The organism is Shewanella oncorhynchi (assembly GCF_030848765.1).
In the GTDB taxonomy this organism is placed as follows: Bacteria; Pseudomonadota; Gammaproteobacteria; order Enterobacterales; family Shewanellaceae; genus Shewanella; species Shewanella oncorhynchi.
The window spans coordinates 4,670,950-4,689,728 of sequence record NZ_CP132914.1; the positions used below are offsets into that span (position 1 = coordinate 4,670,950).

The following is an 18,779-nucleotide window of genomic DNA, read 5'->3' on the forward strand; positions in this document are numbered from 1 at the left end:
TCCTTATTGCAAACTAGCATTCATTACTACTGAACTGAATTTTTATACTGATTAAACCAGCTATACACTTTATCACACGCTGAGATGAGCCTCTCAGGATCAATATTATAATTATCAATGAAATAATCGACAGTAACCCAATCACCTTCCATATACGCCAGAGTAAGTTGTAAACAATGAGCTAGGTATCCATGATTATTAAGTAAAGCACGCTTTATTTGCTGTTCAAGAGGAAGCGGCTCTATCGCTCTGTTCATCGGTTTATCTAAAATGGCATCTAAAGTAGATAATAATCCAGTCAAAAATGCTGACTCTTTCAACAAAGGAAATCCCATTAATGATATTAACTCTTCACATAACCGAGCCCTGATTATAGTATTATTAATTAACACAACTGGTTTATTGGGGTTAAGTTCAGCCAAAATAATGAGACTTACAAACTTACGAAGTTTATTTTCACCTAAAAAAACCATAGTCTGCTTAATAGAGGTAAATTCATTCACATGCTCAAACTGACTTGAATTGACATATCTTAGTAATTTATAAGTAAGATCTAAATCTTGAGAAAAATAATTTTCAAGTTTTTTATAACTAAAATCAGACTTAAAAACCTCATTATAAATAGACATAACAAAATGTTGTGTAGCACCTATTTCACTCCCCTCTATGAGTTCTGGCTTATAAAAATAATAACCTTGAAAATAATCAAAACCGAGTGACTTAGCTAGCCTATACTCTTCCAATGTTTCAACTTTCTCTGCAAGTAGTTTTAAATTATACTGTCTAAATTTAGGGATCAGATGAGAAACACTATCCAAAGGCGTTGAAATTATATCAATTTTTATAAGTTTAAAAAAAGGAAAAAAACGTTCCCACTCAGGAGAATAAACAAAGTCATCTAAAGCAAGATAATAACCCAAGTTAAATAACTCTTTAATTAAAATAAAGTTATCCTCGCTTGGGCTAACAGTTTCCAATACCTCAACAATAATATTTTTGTATGGGAACATGTATAATAAATGGTCTCGCAAGAAATGAGATGGAAAATTAATTAATGCTGGCTTCCCTTCGGTTAAATCCTCTAGATCCATACTTAAATAACTATTTACAAACACTTTAGCTGTAGCAACATTGTCTGTAACACCCTGTGGGAAATAGTTATCCCGGCTATTTCTAAAGAGCAACTCATAAGCAACAACGTTTTTATTTCTATTCAGTATAGGCTGTCTTGCCATATAAAAGCGCATAGTTCACCTCTTCCCTTTGGGTCACTTAACTTTATAATCATTAGTGAATCAGTCCTTTAATTTTTCAGTCTAGACCTAGGTGCACCATCTTTCAACTGCACTTTTCTAGCCTAGACTATAAATTAGCAGAAGTAGTGATTAAATCCGGTTTAAATCTCAGATTTATGTTTAATTTAGGTGAATATTTAAAAAATTATCCTCAAGACATAAATACCTATTTTTAGGTATAACCATCTTGTTTATCCATAAAAATTAAGTATTAAATGAACCGCAATTCTAGTATTCCGCAACACAATAAAATGAATAAAAAGAACACTTAAAACTGAAAAAAACTATTATTAATCCTTTTAGACATAATGGACTTATTGGCTTATTGGCTTATTGGCTTATTGCCAGTTAATGGCGTCATTACATAGCAGTGATACTAGATGAAGAACTTACCGCACTAGGGTTTGCTGGCGAGGATGTCACAACGATTTGACTGGATTTGATGCGAGGCTGAGCCCGTGTAGTGTCGTTATCCACATAAACGGGCAACATAAGCAGGTGATGAACACCATTTTGAGCTAGCTTAATAACAACACTAGTCGTGTCCCCAAGGTTTGGGTGGTAATGCTACTGGCTGGGTAAGATCAAAATCGACTTTAAAATTGCGTTGTTCTCGCGTGAGTTGGTAACTAAAAATCGTTGGCGTAATTTCCATGTGCCACACATTGGTAATCGACTGAGTGAGTCCATTCTTGACGAAGTTATCGATAGATTCCCTATCAATGGGAAATGACTGTTTCTGTACTGTCCCATCATTCATAGTGTCGCCGCCATACATGGTCACAGCATCTTCACTTCCATCCTGATGGCGATGGTCGTGCTTCAACTTAAGCCCTTGCTGCGTTTTAGTCAGCACCCAAGTACGCGAGTGGTCATCACCCACATGGAACGGGATCTTAAGCTCAGTGTCGCTACATTCACGCACGTGCATAATTAACGACTTGCCGCTAAAGGCCGAATCGGCACTGTCACCCGATACCACTTTTCCCGCAAAGGCTTGGCCACAATGGGCCGCAATTTGTGCGAAAAAAGTATTCTGCGTCTTGGTGGATAGCGACTCAACTTGAGCGGCGATGGATGGCAACGCGATAAAAGACAAACTGATGAGCCCGAGGCTCGGTATGGTAATGTTGGGATTCATTATGTTCTCCACTTTTTTAGATGAAAAACACCCTAACACTAGGAAATAAATTCAAACTGAATTTCACCTAGTGTTAGTGATGATAAGCCAAGTGATTACCAGCCGATATAAGTACGCGATCGATTACCCAGACGCTTTTTGATAAAGCGAGCCGTCATAATACTGCCTACCATCATGAAAATGAAAATCCCAGCGGAAAAGAGCACGCTAGTCACAGCAGAACCTGGTGGAAAGCGGAAACGCATTACGGTTGCAGCTGTGTTAAATAGCATATCGAAGAGTGGATGAATAAAGAAAATTGCAAAACTCATCTCAGCGACTTCGACTAACCAAGGCAAACGACTTCGTCCCGACAACCATTCACAGAAATTCAGTACTAATACACATAAACAAAGTTTCTGAATAAACTGCCAATCGATACCGTTGTAATCAAACGGTGCCTTATGATAGTTACCAATATGCTGCACTATGTAAGTTTGTTCGACTAAGCTCACCACTAAAAAAATCATCGCTAGTGCGGTGAAAATAGAGCCAAAGCGCGTCACAATATGTTCATCTTGCGAATATAAAATACCAATCAAGTAGAAAGGTACAAAATACACGACTGAGTGGATGAAATTGACGTTACCTATAGGTCTATGCAATAGAATCGCTACCACACAGCTCAGTACAAATAGTGTCCAACGCATCTGCTGCGAGCAACGGATAAACCATAAAAAAATCGGCGAGAATAAAAACACCGCCATGATGAAGGGAATGTACCAGTGCGGATACAGAATATAACCGTTACGCACAGTATAAAAAATACTCAGCAAGACATTATCGAGCGGCTGATGCTCCATAAATATCCAGCGCAAACACAAACAAAATAGACCAATCAATGACACAACTAAAAAAGGATAAAGTACGTTTTGTACTTTGTTCTTCATAAACTTGCTGTAGTCGAAATCCTTATAAAAAATGCGATGGAAAAAGTATCCCGAGATAAACACAAATAACGCCGTGCCACCACGCAATAGATTTTCCAGCAACAGCGGGAAACCTTCACCAGAGTTGTAAATACTGTGGCCAAGCACGATAAAGATAATCGCAATGCCACGCATGTAGGTAAATTCGAGCTGATTTTTTCTCATTATTAATTCATCGCACAGTAGAGGGTTCTTCCATCAACAACACTCGCAGAAACCCTAATAGTTCCATGGACTTCCGCTTCGTTGAATACCAGATACTGACCCTCACGCTGAAAGGGGAATGCTAAAGGTAACAGAGTTGCCGCCTCAATGCCCTCACAAAAATTTTGTACTGGAACATCGAGTAATGGACTGCCACTCACTGACAAGTTACTAAATTGCGCGCTCATCCCTAAATAAGCTTGAGTCATTTCCTCTTGATAGGGCACTACATAAAAGCCAGAACGTACGTCACCCACATCAATAAAACTGCTACTATCGCTCACGCTCGGCATAACCAATAACGGCACTTTTGGATCCTGCACATTCAACAACAATTGAGACAGTTTTGCTTGAGTGGCAGGGTAATACGCTAGCATCTCCTGCAGCTGTTTCTTTTGTTTAGTGTCTTTCTTGTCTAACGGGGATACTGGCTTTACGCGGTTCAGTAGTAAATCCACAGGCAACATACCCGACATGACCGACTCTTTCCATACATAAGGGTCTTGAGTGCTATCCAACAATATGCCCGCCAGAGCGCCAATATTTGCCGCCTCAGCCGTCCAACCAACCCACATCTTCTGCTGTTGATAATAGTCATACACATATTTTGTCAGTATTTGCTGATAACCAAGTAAAGTTTGATTTTGACTCAACACACGCGCACCAGCGGCCAATTCCACGTACTTAGCGCTGCCTTCAACAAGATCATTGATGTAACCGACTCGATCTTCATTCGGCGCAATTTGGCGCCATTGCTGCAACCAATAGGCTGCATAGCTAAGATGTAATGACTGTTGTTCAGGTTGTGCCAGCGCCGCCATTAAGGCATCAAATAACTGTAAACGATAATAGCGAGCATCGAAGTTGAGCGGAAAGACCTCACCCTCATAACGCTTACCGTCTTCTAATACTCGCCATTCGGATTGGGCATAAAAATGGAAGGCTTCATGCAAGCCATTGCTCGCCCAGATTAAAAAAGCTAAATCCGTTGGCTTAGTGTCGCGAGTAAATTGGATGTTCGGCACTTCGAGCTGGATCAATACGCCTGGCTGGCCATTATATTGCGGAAAGCCGAAACTCACCGATAGACCCGAGTGCAGATTGACCGACTCTAACACACTGTTATCTTGGATTATTTCGCCACCAGGCTGTCGAAGCCAGACATTACCACCATAACTAAAGAGGTGTACTTTATCTTCAAGGCGAAAACCGGGCCACAAAGCTTCGCTCTGGCGACTATTCTGTGCCATAAAATCGAGGTAAAGACGGGCGAGTTGTTCCGGAGAGGCCTCATCGGCAAACGCGGGGGTAGCGGCAGAGACACCTAAAAGCCATAGGATCACTACCATAATATTTTTCATTTATCTGCCTAAACAAACACAAGGGGTTTACAAAACAGCGCTAGCATATAGCGCAATCAAGCAATAGTGAAACATTTGCAAAAAAATATTTTTACCCCAGAAAATCTCAGTCAAAACCAAATCAACGACTCTTAATGAAATCATATTTTTAGCACAATTTTGCATCACTTAGGCAATTGCGTTCGCAATAGGTTTAAGTCTTAGGTTCGCTCGGCTTATCTCCAAACCACAGTGCGAGTTTATCCGCCGCAAGGGATTTCACTTCATCATCGATATATAAGGTCACCATAGTCAGGGCAGCGGCAAGGGCACCTAAATCATCGGTAAAGCCAACTAAAGGAGTCAGATCGGGAATCGCATCTAAAGGCAAAACAAAATACGCTAAAGCGCCGTAGATGACTGACTTAGCCCACTTAGGCGTATTGGGTTGTTGCGCTGCATAATAAAGCCATAGTGCCCGCTCGATGACCTCTCTACCTGCTTGACGGCTAAAGAGTTTGATCTTGTTCCAAAATCCGCTGTCAGTAAATTGCTCATCCGCCATCATATCTCTCCAGTACCCTAAAGTTGTTTGGGTATACACCCATGCCACTTCACAGTGTACGACGATAAGCCGCAGGGGTCAGGCCAAATTGTTGCTTAAAACGTAAGGAAAACTTTTCCGCAGATTGATAACCACAGGCCAAAGCCACTTGCAATACTGGCTCGCTCGAATTCTGCAACATGGCTAAACCATGACAAAGCCGCACTTCTGCCAGTAACTGCCTAAAACTGGTGTCTTCTAAGGCCAATTTACGCCTAAGGCTTGCCGTGCTCATGTGTAACTTGTCGGCAATATCCTCCTGCTGCCATGACGCCGAAGGACTCATACTCATCAAGGCCAAGGCCGCTTGAGTCACGCTGCGTTGGGTGTGTCCATACAACCAGTTCACACTGCGTTTATCCGGCAAACTTAACAGTAACGCGGCCAAATAATGTAGTTGAACAGGATCGGCCAGAGACAAGGTCAAACTCTGTAATAGCACATTCCAAGCTAAGTCCACAGCGCGTGATATGTTTTGGACTGGCATAGGGTCACGCCAATCGGTAGCGCTTGATAAAATGCCTTGGGGTAAATCGTGGGGGAGTAATAACTGCACCGCCCGATAACGCCCAAGAAAAGGTCGATTAACAAAGCTAATATGCGAACCAGCAGGAATTAACAGTAACTGCCCTTGGCCTACTAAAACAGATTCATCTTGCCAGAGCAGAGACTTTTCACCATAGATAACCCGAATAATCGACGGCTGATGTACAGGGACTTGAGATAAAGATTGTGCCTGCTTCGAATCATATTCAAACATACGGATCATGACACCAGCCTAATTATCAATGGATTATCGATTATATACCGCAGTCAACTTGGCGTTGCCGAGCGCTTGTGCCCTGAGCATAAAGCCCAATAAGGCAGGGCTAGCATCCTTTGGCAATTCTAAAGCACTGGGTAATGCCCACACAGTAAATTCGTACCTGTGAACACCATGACCTTGGGGCGGGCATGCGCCACCAAAATTTGTAGTACCAAAATCGTTCTTCAAGGCAATGGCGCCTTTGGGCAGTGCATCAACATGCGAGCCCGCACCTTGTGCGAGCGAAGTTTGCGCTAAGGGTAAGTTATATACGGCCCAGTGCCACCAACCGCTGCCCGTTGGTGCATCAGGATCATAAGCTGTCACTGCAAATGCTTTAGTTCCTGTGGGCACGTCAGTCCAAGTCAGTTGCGGCGAAATATTTTCCCCTTGGCAACCAAAGCCATTAAACACTAATTGCGATGTCAGTTTATTGCCCTCGCTCATATCTTTGCTCGTTAATGTCATAGCACTTGCCTGTCCAACGAATAACCCAAGCACTAAACTCGCCCCTAACCACCCTTTATTCATGTCTATCTCCTATTCATGTTCGACCTGACTCACTTTACGTCAATCAAAAAAATAACATCTGCCCTAAAACGACAACTTTCTGCCCCAAATGCTCAAATGTGAGAAAAAAGTTATCACTTTTGCATTTTTCAAGCAGAAAAATGATTTTGTAACGAAAATATCTGCATAACAATGCAAATATGGAATGCGGTATAAATCAGAATGATGATTACAGCAGCCTTTAAATTAAGATTAGATATTTGAAATAAGATATTTTATGCAAATAATATTATTTAAATAATGCTGACAATATTTACTTTCATAATTTAGATAAAGATACTTAAGCATGATTGACTCCATTTAATATTGATAATTTAAGTTAAATTGACGTGCTAATTATTTAAAAATAAGACATAGGTCATGATTTTATTTATAACTCGCATATAAACTTCATTACGTAATAAAAACCTAACCATTTTCTCTAAGTCATAATGGAGTCGTATATGAAGAGGAAATCTAAAATTATGGCGCATATCAGGCGCACACGGCATATCATGATGCCTAGTCAACGAGACTATTTCGATCACTCCTTTATCTTCCTCCGCTAACCTTAGCGTAGGTAGTAGGCCAATTAACAGGTCTAAAGTGCTATTGCCCTAATAGGTGCAAACACTTATCGTACTGTTTTTATTTGGTTTATTATCTAACACCTTAATCAAAGCATTCTTTTATCAGTGCAGTTTTACTGCGGCTAAGCTATTCATACGCTCAATAAATATATTTCTACTTATATTTATTTCGTAACTTTGGCATAACCACATTTAATCTGCGCACGGAATAGCTATATCTAATTTTCATACCATTAATGTTTTTAATTAGGTATAGGCACACTTGTATCTATTTTTTATAAAGTAAAAGGGAAATTAACTATGAAATCATTAAAAGTAGCCGCTAGCTTATCTGTTAGATCTTGTTTCGATATCGACAGAGAAGTTGTCAATGTATTAACCACAGATTTTTGCGATGTGGGCGCGGCTGTCGTCTCTGTTGATGATGTTAGAAATGGTATTGTTGAAAAGATTAAAAACACCGGATTGAAACTGCCCATTTTCGTTTCAGTTTGCTGTGAAGAAACCTTCCCTGATGATGTTTGCTCATCGATTACAGGGGTATTTGAACTCTGCGGTGATAACACTGACTTCTACGGAAAACAGGTTGAGACTGCAATAAGTAAATATGAACAAGCGCTATTGCCACCTTTCTTCGGTACGTTAAAAAAATACGTCGAAATGGGTAACTCTACCTTTGCTTGTCCTGGTCACCAAGGCGGACAATTCTTCCGTAAACACCCTGTGGGTCGCCAATTCTTCGACTTTTTTGGCGAAACAATTTTCCGCGCGGATATGTGTAATGCCGACGTGAAACTGGGTGATTTACTGATCCATGAAGGCGCTCCACTGGAAGCACAGAAATACGCTGCCAAAGTTTTTAATGCCGATAAAACCTATTTCGTACTTAACGGCACTTCGTCATCAAATAAAGTCGCGACTAATGCACTGTTAGCGAAAGGCGACCTCGTGTTATTCGACCGCAATAACCACAAATCAAACCACCATGGCGCATTAATTCAAGCAGGTGCTACACCTGTTTATTTAGAAACGGCACGTAATCCCTTCGGATTTATTGGTGGCATTGATGCCCACTGTTTCCAAGAGTCCTATTTAAGAGAGCAAATTCGTGAAGTCGCGCCAGAAAGAGCCGATGAAAAACGCCCGTTCCGCTTGGCGATAATCCAACTCGGCACCTATGACGGCACTATCTACAATGCTCGACAAGTGATTGATAAAATTGGCCATCTTTGTGACTACGTCTTATTCGACTCGGCTTGGGTGGGTTATGAACAGTTCATCCCTATGATGAATGACTGCTCACCACTCTTGCTCGAACTGACTGCTGAAGATCCAGGCATTATCGTGACTCAGTCGGTGCATAAACAGCAGGCAGGTTTCTCACAAACCTCGCAAATCCATAAAAAAGATAAACATATCAAAGGCCAAGATAGATATTGCAACCATAAACGCTTCAACAACGCCTTTATGATGCATGCCTCTACCAGTCCCTTCTATCCTTTATTTGCGGCGCTAGATGTAAATGCGAAAATGCATGAAGGCGCAAGCGGTCGTTATCTGTGGCGCGAAGCGGTAAAGGCGGGTATCGAAGCACGTAAGCTATTGCTCAAAAAGTGTAAATATATCAAACCATTCGTGCCAACAATGATCGATGGCCGCCTATGGCAAGACTATGAAACCGAACAAATGGCCGATGACTTACGCTTCTTCGAATTCGAACCTGGTCAGAAATGGCACTCCTTCGAAGGTTATGAAAAAGGCCAATACTTTGTTGACCCTTGTAAGTTCTTATTAACAACACCGGGCATAGATGCTGAAACAGGCAAATATACCGAATTTGGTATTCCAGCGACTATTCTGGCTAACTTCTTACGGGAAAATAATATTATTCCAGAGAAGTGCGACTTGAATTCGATTTTATTCCTGATGACACCTGCGGAAGATATGGCCAAGATGCAACATCTGGTATCACAAATATCTCGTTTCGAGAAATTAGTCGATGAAGATGCGCCATTATCTGAAGTATTACCTAACGTTTATAACGCCAATAAAGCCCGTTATAAAGACTATTCTATCCGCCAACTCTGCCAAGAAATGCACAATCTTTATGTCAGCCATGACGTAAAACAACTGCAGAAAGAAATGTTCCGTAAAGCGCATTTTCCTACAAAAGTGATGGACCCGCAGGAAGCAAACCTAGAGTTTATTCGTGGCAAAGTAGAATTAGTCCCACTCTCGCAAATTGAAGGAAGAATTGCAGCAGAAGGCGCGCTCCCTTACCCACCAGGCGTGTTATGTATGGTGCCAGGTGAAATATGGGGCGGTTCTGTTCAGCGTTATTTCCTTGCCCTTGAAGAAGGTATCAACCTATTACCTGGATTCTCACCAGAACTGCAAGGTGTTTATCTCGAAAATACCGCAGACGGCAAAATTCAAGCAATGGGCTATGTACTAAATAAATAATGAAGACTGACTGCAGAGTTTATTAACCCCACTCTGCAGTCAAATTCATGCCTCCTATAATAAGTCACCTAAATTAGGTTATTAGTATGAGTAAATCAGAAAATAAAATTGGCGTCGTCCAATTAACTATTATCACCATAGTCAACATGATGGGTTCGGGCATTATTATGCTGCCAACCCAATTAGCTCAAGTCGGTACTATCTCCATTTTATCTTGGTTAGTAACAGCTGCAGGGTCAACGGCCCTCGCCTTCGCCTTTGCTAAGTGCGGTATGTTTAGTAAAAAATCCGGTGGTATGGGCGGTTATGCCGAGTATGCCTTCGGCCGTTCTGGCAACTTTATGGCCAACTACACCTATGCCGTCTCGCTGTTAATCGCCAACGTCGCGATTGCTATCTCTGCCGTGGGTTACGCTGCCGTGTTGCTCGAAGTTAACTTAAGCCCGATGGCAATTTGTCTTGCGACCATTGGCGTACTTTGGTTGGCAACCATTGCTAACTTCGGTGGTGCCCGCATCACGGGTCGCGTCAGTAGCGTGACTGTGTGGGGGATTATTCTGCCTGTGATTGGCGTATCTTTAATTGGTTGGTTCTGGTTTGACATCGACCTCTATAAAGGCGCATGGAACCCGCATGATATGCCATTCTTCAAAGCGTTAGGCGGTTCTATCGCTATGACTTTGTGGGCGTTCCTCGGTTTAGAATCGGCCTGTGCAAACTCAGAAGCCGTCGATAACCCAGAAAAAAACGTACCTATCGCCGTTATGGGCGGTACCTTAGGTGCAGCAGTGATTTATATCGTTTCCACTAACGTCATTGCCGGTATTGTGCCAAATGCCGAGCTTGCCATGTCGAATGCGCCATTCGGTTTAGCCTTTGCACAAATGTTTAATCCAGTAGTCGGTAAAATCGTGATGGCCTGCGCCATTATCTCCTGTACTGGATCACTCTTAGGTTGGCAGTTCACTATTGCCCAAGTGTTTAAAGCCTCTGCTGATGAAGGATTTTTTCCTAAAATATTCTCTAAAGTTAGTAAAGCCGATGCGCCAATTTGGGGCATGACTATTATCGTCTCGATCCAAACAGTATTATCTCTGATGACCATTAGCCCATCACTGAGTAAGCAGTTCGAAGCACTCGTTAACCTCGCCGTCGTCACCAACATTGTGCCTTATATCTTATCTATGGCCGCGCTTGGCATAATGCAAAGACAGCAAAAAGTGCCTATCAATAAAGCCCGCGTTGCCAACGTGATCGCCGTAATCGGTGCGTTGTATAGCTTCTATGCTCTGTACAGCTCTGGCGAAACCGCAGTGATGCTTGGCGCCATAGCCACCTTCTTCGGTTGGACTATTTTCGGCGTAATCTCAAACCAAGCGCCTGTTGCCGACACACGTCCAGCCTAAATACGGCTAACGCATGATCGGAAACAATTAATACCAACATCCACATCAAGACTAACGATAACTCTGGGATCATAGGCCAAGCCTATGATCCCCTGGAGAATACTTGCTCATTATCGGGGGATTTATGAATAAGACTTGTCTCGCTTTAGTGTTACCTATGCTATTAACGGCCACCAGCAGTCAGGCGGTTGAACTCTATAAAGATCAAAAAAACACCTTAGATTTAACGGGTTGGTTAGGGTTTGCAGCATTAAATGACAGCCACGATACTTCAGTTATCGACGACTCGTCACGCCTAAGATTCAGCTTCGAGCGCAGCGAGAAAAATGGCTGGACCGCTTTCGCTACCACAGAATGGGGGATCAACATGGTCTCCAGCGACGATGGGCTAGTGATGCAAGGGGGCAAACTCGCCGCCGAAAAAACCGATGATTTTCTCTATAACCGCTTAGGTTATGTTGGCATGTCCCATGATACATGGGGCAACCTGAGTTTCGGTAAACAATGGGGCGCCTACTACGATGTCGCAGGCACTACAGATTTACCGAACGTATTTGCAGGTTACAGCGTTGGCGCTTACACCTTCGGTGATGGCAGCCTCACAGGTACAGGCCGTGCCGATTCCGCCTTCATTTACCGTAATAATTTAGGCCCAGTACAAATCGCCCTGCAATATGCCGCCAAAACCAATGGTGATGTCAGCCTAAAGAACGATGACGGTAGCGAGATGACCAACTCAGAACTGAGTTTTGACAGCAGCTACGGCGCCAGTATCACTTATGCGGCAACCGACAAATTCAAGCTACTCGCAGGCTTTAACCGCGGTGATTTTGAAGGCCACTTAGGTAATACCCAAGTCGATGAAACCAATGAAATCATCGGTATTGGTGCCATGTATGGTGACTACTACCACTATGCCGAAGGACGCGAAGCCAGCGGTCTTTATGTGGGTTTTAACGCTCACCAAAGTAAAAATAATGAACTGGTCAACGGCGATCTCTACGACGCCACTGGTGCCGAGTTGATGACGGCCTATCAATTCGACAACGGTTTTGTGCCCATGGTTGTACTCAGTTATTTAGATTTAGACACAGATGCAACTACGCCTATCCAAGGTCAATGGACTCGCCAATTTGCCATGCTGGGACTGCATTATCGCTACAGTAACGACACTGTGATGTTTGCCGAGATGAAGCTAGATTTCAGTGATATGGATGATCCTGCACTTGAAGCACAGGAAGACAACAGCTTCGCAGTCGGGATTAATTACTTCTTTTAAGGCTCAAGGGGATATTAACCAAGGTTGCTAAAGCGCTCATTCTACTTTGGCATTGCTTAGTCGCATGAAGCAGGACGATTTTGAGTAACAGTCTTCAGTGACAGTTCTAATCACATGTTGAGTTAAATCATGTTTAGCAGGATAGGCAGCTCGCGTCATCGCTCATATGCGTGAGCTTATTTGAGGCTGAGGTGCGGCGCACGTTCCGTCTACAAACGCTCGCCGTAACGCTCATTGGATGGTACCGCTGGCTTACCATTATCTCTACGCCACTCCAAGTTAGTTTCTGGAGTGGCTTTTTTTCTAAAAAATTGAGCGGTTTAAGCTGATGTGCATTACGACTTTGCGCTTGACTTCAATGGCCAACGTTGACCTTACCCTTCGCCATTTATCGCATTAATACAGCGTTGTACGACTTCTTCGAAAGTGCCGTCTATGCTCACTTGGATAACGTCAGCTTCATCATTCGCGGGCATTTCCAGCGTGTCGAACTGACTCTTGAGTAGCTCAATCGGCATGAAGTGGGCTGTTCTGGCAAACATGCGTGTTTTGACTAATTCAAAATCTCCGTATAGATGAATGAACACCAGCTTGCTATTGTTCTGACGGATTAAGTCACGATACTGGCGACGCAGTGCAGAGCAGACAATAACCCCCTCTTCACCCTTTTGCTCAATGCTATACACAGCATCGTTGATGCGCTCAAGCCAAGGAGCACGATCGCTATCGTTGAGCGGTGAGCCAGATTTCATCTTGATAATATTGGCTCTAGGATGCAGATCATCACCATCAATAAATTTCGTCTCTAACGCCTTTGCTACCGCGGCACCAATCGAAGATTTGCCACAACTAGAGACGCCCATGAACACATAGCTATTACCTTTTTTTCTCTCAGTCACTTTGTTAACCTCATGCCAATTCTCGAATTTAGTCACTTCCCACTCTATCATATTACGGGTAACATGTTACCGGTAACCTACAAAAATGTGGACAACTTAACTAACAAGGAAAAGTCCTCTTATGTCTGATATGTCATTGATTCTGACAGCACTGGGTTCAATTGCCCTGCTACTGTTCTTAGTGATGAAAGTGAGATTACATGCAGTAGTATCACTGATACTGGTGTCGATCATTGCTGGCCTTTTCTCTGGTATGAACCCAGCTGATATTACCAATACGATTCAACAAGGTATGGGGGGAACACTGGGCTTTGTGGCGGTAGTGGTCGCTTTGGGAGCCATGTTTGGCCGGGTAATGGAAGAGACTGGCGCGCTAGATCAGATAGCCCATACACTGCTGAATAAATTTGGTAACGACAAAGCTCACTGGGCCATGACCTTTACAGGCTTTATCTGTGCACTCCCCCTCTTCTTCGATGTTGCTGTGGTACTGCTGATTGGCATCGCCTTTGCCGTGGTTCGTAAAGGGGGCGGCAGTGTCGTTAAAATTGGTATTTCACTGCTCGCGGGTATTGCCACTTGTCAGGCATTTCTCATCCCTGCACCAGGGCCTATTTTGGTTGCTTCCCAGCTCAATGCCGACTTTGGCTACATGATAGTCTTCGGTTTATTGGCATCGATTCCGGCTATGATTCTAGGCGGCCCGCTCTTTGCCAGCCTCATCTCCCAAAAAGTCCATGTTGAGCTGCCTGCCCACGAGCAGCAGGAAAAAGGTGAACGAGAAGGCGGACCGATCCCCTCATTCGCGCTATCAATCAGTATTGTGGTGTTCCCACTGCTGCTTATCGGTTTAAAGACAGTGGTGTCACGCTTTATTGATGAAAAATCCGATCTGCATAATTGGCTCGCCTTGATAGGTCATCCCTTCACCGCCATTTTGCTAGCCTGTTTAATCGCATTCTATGTACTGGGCGTGAGACGCAATATTCCCAATGAGCGCATCATGGAAATCTGTAGCAGTGCGTTACAACCTGCTGGGATCATTATTCTCGTCACCGGTGCTGGCGGCGTGTTTAAGCAAGTGTTGATCGATTCGGGTGTCGGCGATGCATTGGGGAATATGTTGGCAGGTTCGGGATTACCGATTGTAATACTGGCATTTATTTTGTCGGCGTCGGTGCGCGTGATCCAAGGGTCGGCCACCGTGGCCATGTTAACGGCTTGCGGCCTTATCATCCCAATACTTGAACCACTAAACTTAGATGGGGCTCAATTGGCGGCAATTACGATTGCCATTGGCGGTGGTTCGATTGTGCTCTCGCACGTCAATGATTCAGGCTTCTGGCTCGCTAACCGTTTTCTTGGATTATCAGAAAAACAAACACTGCAAACTTGGACTGTAATGGAGACCATTATCGGCACGACGGGCGGCATAGTTGCAGTCATCATCTCTGCGTTTCTCTAACGATAACCTGTGATGACAAACATAAGTCGTTAAGCGAAAGAACGAGGGGAAGTCTACAGTGTTTCCCCTAAATCAATACGATAGCCCAGGTCGATAACCGATTCTGCTATCTCTTTGCCATTTAACCTGTCTAATAGCTCAGTAGCAGCAATTCGACCAATCTCTTTTCTCGGCGTAATAATGCTCGCCAATTTTGGCGTCATAGATTGGCCAATATCATGGCCATGAAACCCTGCAACGCCAATTTGTTCAGGGATCTTGATGCCTTGTCTTTGACACTCAAATATCACCCCCGCCGCTAAATCATCGTTGGTGCAGAAAAAACTATCCACATAAGGATATTTCGCTAATGTTTGTTGCAATAACGACGCCCCCAAGGAAAACGACGAGGCCTCATTTGTGGTCATCGCCAAAGATGTAAGCCGAGCTTGCTGCATCGCTAACTCGTAGCCTCGCATCTTAAGCTGAGTGCGAATATCCATGCGCGCGCCTAGGTAGGCTATGTGGCGATAGCCTTGTGCAATCATGGCCTTAACCATTTCGCATGCGGCCGCTGTGTTATCGAAACCCACACACTGTTGAATCGAAGGCGACACGCTATCCATCATTTCGATGACCGGAATGCCTGCCGTTTCAATCATTCGCACGGTACGCGGCGTGTGGTAACTTTCGGACAAGAGTAAGCCATCGATATTGTAAGAGAGCAGTGATGCCACCCGCTCTTCTTCTAATTCGGCCTGATACCCATAGTGAGCCAGCATGGTTTGATAACCGCGTTTGCCGGTCACATTCTCGATACCGCGCAGCACTTCAGCAAATACTTGGTTGGTTAACGAAGGCACTAACACGCCAATAGCGCGGCTGGTTGCTTGCGCTAAAATTTCCGGCGCGCGATTAGGAATATAACCTAAGGTTTCTAGTGCGACAGCAATCTTCTCTTGAGTGCTTTGCGCCACCCTTGTTGGATTTTTTAAATAGCGACTCACCGTCATTTTGGTGACCCCAACTTGATCGGCAACGTCTTGAAGACTGGGTCTACGTTTTTTATTCATAGTATCTAATATTAGTTAACGAACCGCGGATATGGGTAAGATGTATAGCTAAAATATCGAATATAAACAAATAGTAGACATAAACATCAGACAGGGATCTTATAATAGTTCGCCCAGCGATACCAGTTGAGGACTATTTTAGCGGAATGACCATGCTAGCTAGGCCGCTCCAAACCATATCTGGAGCAGCCTTTAAACATTATTTGTGATGGCGAAAAGTGTTACTTAGCCTGTTGGCGACCCTGAGAGGGCTTTCCTGCAGATTTGCCACCCGTTTTTGATGGGCTTCCACCTTTAGCCTGAGAGCCGCTTTTAGCCTGAGCGCCTCCGGCCTTAAAACCAGACTGGCCGAAGGGCGCCTTCGCTCCCGGACGGCTCGAATGGGCTCCGCTAGGTTTAGAGCCAGTTGGTTTAGCTCCTGCTGGCTTAGAACTGGCAGGCTTAGCGCCATTCGCTGCTGGTTTTCCACCTTTGCTGGCAGGTTTTGATTCAGTACCAGCCTGAGCTTGCGCGCCGCCTTTCGCCGCACCTTTAGATTTGCCATCGCCCTTGCGGTCATCAAACTGATTGCCCGAGAAGCGAGTAAAGGCTTTTTGGCCTTGGTTGGCATCTTTCATCCACTTAGGTCCGCGTTCATTTCGACCTTCTGGCGGAACTAACTGATGCGGACTATTACCGATCAAGTCTTCACGCCCCATGGCAGTTAAGCCTTCACGGATCAATGGCCAACCTGCAGGATCGTGATAACGCAGCAATGCCTTGTGCAAGCGACGTTGACGCCCTTTCTTCGGCACAGATACCACTTCGCTGGTGTGCTTGACGTTTTTCAGCGAGTTCAACTCGGTATGATAAATTGTGGTCGCATTCGCCATCGGTGACGGATAAAAGTTCTGTACTTGGTCGAGCTTGAACTTACGCTCCTTCAACCACAGCGCTAAGTTCACCATGTCTTCGTCGGTCGTGCCTGGATGCGCCGAAATAAAGTAAGGGATCAGGAACTGCTCTTTGCCCGCTTCCTTAGAAAACTTGTCGAACAATTCTTTAAACTTATCGTAGGCGCCCATGCCGGGCTTCATCATCTTACTGAGCGGACCTTCTTCGGTATGCTCAGGGGCGATTTTTAAGTAGCCGCCCACATGGTGCTGCACTAACTCTTTAACATAAGCCGGATCTTCGATCGCCAAGTCGTAACGCACGCCAGAGGCAATCAATACTTTCTTGATGCCAGGTACGGCACGTGCCGCACGATATAGGTCGATAGTGTGTTTATGATCTGTGCCTAAGTGGCCGCAAATCGATGGGAACACGCAGGATAAACGACGACAGGTTTTTTCAGCCTTTTCGCTGGTACAACCTAAACGATACATGTTGGCGGTTGGGCCGCCTAAATCGGAAATCACCCCAGTAAAGCCTGGCACTTTATCCTGAATATCTTTGATTTCTTTAACAATCGACTCTTGTGAACGACTCTGAATGATTCTGCCCTCATGCTCGGTAATCGAGCAGAAAGAACAGCCACCAAAGCAACCACGCATGATGTTGATTGACGTCTTGATCATGTCATAGGCAGGGATTTTTTCCTTGCCGTAAATCGGATGAGGAATACGCTGATAGGGTAAATCGAATACCGCATCCATCTCATCGGTATTGAGCGGCCATGCGGGCGGATTCACCCAAACGGCGCGGTCGCCATGGGGTTGAAATAACGCACGGGCACAACCTGGGTTTTGCTCTTGGTGCAAAATTCGTGAAGCATGGGCATATAAATATTTGTCTTCAGAGACTTTTTCAAACGCTGGCAGCAGCACATAGGTTTTATCCCATGGCTTAGGTTTAGGCGGCTGAACGCTAATTGGCTTAGGGGCTTCGTTATCGAATATCTTCACATCCGACGGGCCAGACAAGTTAGCACAACCCACATCATCGGCGCCGTAAGGATTCGGCAGCGGCTCTATCTTGTGCAATTGGTCAATCTTGCGCGAGTCCATACCGCGCCATTCGGGCAGCGGCTCTTTACGGATAACGGCTGTGCCGCGCACATCGTGCAGCGAGCTAATGGGTTCGCCGGCAGCTAAGCGGCGTGCCACTTCAACTAAAGGACGCTCGGCGTTGCCGTACATCAGAATGTCGGCCTTAGCATCGAAAATCACACTACGACGTACTTTATCCGACCAATAATCGTAATGGGCGATGCGGCGCAAACTGGCTTCGATACCACCAATAATCACAGGCACATCTTTAAAGGCTTCTTTACAACGCTGGGTGTACACAGTCACGGCGCGATCTGGGCGCTTGCCGCCAATATCACCCGCGGTATAAGCATCGTCAGAACGTAAACGACGGTCGGCGGTGTAACGGTTGATCATCGAATCCATGTTACCGGCGGTGACGCCAAAAAACAGATTCGGGCGGCCCAATTGCATAAAGGCTTCTTTGCTCGACCAATCTGGCTGGGAAATAATCCCAACTCGGTAACCCTGAGCCTCTAACATACGGCCGATCACCGCCATGCCAAAGCTTGGGTGATCCACATAAGCGTCGCCTGTGACTATGATGATGTCACAGCTATCCCAACCAAGCTTATCCATCTCCTTGCGAGACATAGGTAAGAAAGGCGCAGTGCTGTCGCCCGTGGCCCAATACTTGGGATGACTAAAGAGTGTGGATTCAACTTGCATGGATTGTGACCCGAAAACGTAATGTCGAATAAAGGCGCCAC

At 44.5% G+C, this 18,779-nt stretch carries 15 protein-coding genes; 5 read left to right on the forward strand and 10 right to left on the reverse strand.

Annotated elements, in window-relative coordinates; translation table 11 throughout:
- Window positions 1–26: 26 nt before the first annotated feature.
- The 7 genes from RA178_RS20580 to RA178_RS20610 all read right to left on the reverse strand — a co-directional run bounded on the left by RA178_RS20580 (window position 27) and on the right by RA178_RS20610 (window position 6,888).
- Window positions 27–1,247, reverse strand: a complete 1,221-nt coding sequence (locus RA178_RS20580; RefSeq protein ID WP_105250501.1) for an EAL and HDOD domain-containing protein — start codon at window positions 1,245–1,247, stop codon at window positions 27–29.
- A gap of 583 nt (window positions 1,248–1,830) precedes the next feature.
- Window positions 1,831–2,436 (reverse strand): hypothetical protein, encoded by a 606-nt coding sequence (locus tag RA178_RS20585; protein WP_105250502.1) that lies wholly within the window; start codon window positions 2,434–2,436, stop codon window positions 1,831–1,833.
- A 95-nt stretch (window positions 2,437–2,531) separates the two neighbouring features.
- Window positions 2,532–3,569, reverse strand: a complete 1,038-nt coding sequence (locus RA178_RS20590; protein ID WP_105250503.1) for an acyltransferase family protein — start codon at window positions 3,567–3,569, stop codon at window positions 2,532–2,534.
- 2 nt (window positions 3,570–3,571) lie between these two features.
- Window positions 3,572–4,969: a hypothetical protein gene (locus RA178_RS20595; protein ID WP_105250504.1), complete on the reverse strand. Its 1,398-nt coding sequence runs from the start codon at window positions 4,967–4,969 to the stop codon at window positions 3,572–3,574.
- A gap of 193 nt (window positions 4,970–5,162) precedes the next feature.
- Window positions 5,163–5,513, reverse strand: a complete 351-nt coding sequence (locus tag RA178_RS20600; protein WP_168826089.1) for a YkvA family protein — start codon at window positions 5,511–5,513, stop codon at window positions 5,163–5,165.
- 49 nt (window positions 5,514–5,562) lie between these two features.
- Window positions 5,563–6,321: a helix-turn-helix transcriptional regulator gene (locus RA178_RS20605; RefSeq protein WP_306683664.1), complete on the reverse strand. Its 759-nt coding sequence runs from the start codon at window positions 6,319–6,321 to the stop codon at window positions 5,563–5,565.
- Window positions 6,322–6,345: 24 nt separating this feature from the next.
- On the reverse strand, window positions 6,346–6,888 hold the full coding sequence (locus RA178_RS20610; protein ID WP_173248074.1) for a YbhB/YbcL family Raf kinase inhibitor-like protein: 543 nt from the start codon (window positions 6,886–6,888) through the stop codon (window positions 6,346–6,348).
- Between the two features lie 503 nt (window positions 6,889–7,391).
- Between RA178_RS20610 and speFL the strand changes: the two genes are divergently transcribed.
- The 4 genes from speFL (at window position 7,392) to RA178_RS20625 (ending at window position 12,644) form a co-directional block, all read left to right on the forward strand.
- A complete protein-coding gene (gene speFL / locus RA178_RS22180) occupies window positions 7,392–7,475 on the forward strand; it encodes a leader peptide SpeFL (RefSeq protein ID WP_224022194.1) in 84 nt (27 codons plus the stop codon).
- A gap of 321 nt (window positions 7,476–7,796) precedes the next feature.
- Window positions 7,797–9,959, forward strand: a complete 2,163-nt coding sequence (gene speF / locus RA178_RS20615) for an ornithine decarboxylase SpeF (protein ID WP_105250508.1) — start codon at window positions 7,797–7,799, stop codon at window positions 9,957–9,959.
- 86 nt (window positions 9,960–10,045) lie between these two features.
- Window positions 10,046–11,365, forward strand: a complete 1,320-nt coding sequence (gene potE, locus RA178_RS20620) for a putrescine-ornithine antiporter (protein ID WP_173248076.1) — start codon at window positions 10,046–10,048, stop codon at window positions 11,363–11,365.
- Window positions 11,366–11,489: 124 nt separating this feature from the next.
- The gene (locus RA178_RS20625) at window positions 11,490–12,644 is read left to right on the forward strand and encodes a porin (RefSeq protein WP_287481560.1); all 1,155 of its coding nucleotides are present in this window, start codon (window positions 11,490–11,492) and stop codon (window positions 12,642–12,644) included.
- 374 nt (window positions 12,645–13,018) lie between these two features.
- On the opposite strand, the gene RA178_RS20630 is transcribed toward RA178_RS20625, so the two are convergent.
- Entirely contained in the window at window positions 13,019–13,594 is a 576-nt protein-coding gene (locus RA178_RS20630; protein ID WP_217363074.1) for a gluconokinase, read from the reverse strand.
- A 70-nt stretch (window positions 13,595–13,664) separates the two neighbouring features.
- On the opposite strand from RA178_RS20630, the gene gntU reads away from it, so the two are divergent.
- A complete protein-coding gene (gene gntU, locus RA178_RS20635) occupies window positions 13,665–15,008 on the forward strand; it encodes a gluconate transporter (protein WP_105250511.1) in 1,344 nt (447 codons plus the stop codon).
- A 53-nt stretch (window positions 15,009–15,061) separates the two neighbouring features.
- On the opposite strand, the gene gntR is transcribed toward gntU, so the two are convergent.
- Window positions 15,062–16,060 carry a gluconate operon transcriptional repressor GntR gene (gene gntR, locus RA178_RS20640; protein ID WP_173496140.1) on the reverse strand — a complete coding sequence of 333 codons (999 nt, stop codon included), beginning with the start codon at window positions 16,058–16,060 and terminating at the stop codon, window positions 15,062–15,064.
- Window positions 16,061–16,281: 221 nt separating this feature from the next.
- Window positions 16,282–18,738: a YgiQ family radical SAM protein gene (locus RA178_RS20645; protein WP_306683668.1), complete on the reverse strand. Its 2,457-nt coding sequence runs from the start codon at window positions 18,736–18,738 to the stop codon at window positions 16,282–16,284.
- Window positions 18,739–18,779 lie beyond the last annotated feature (41 nt).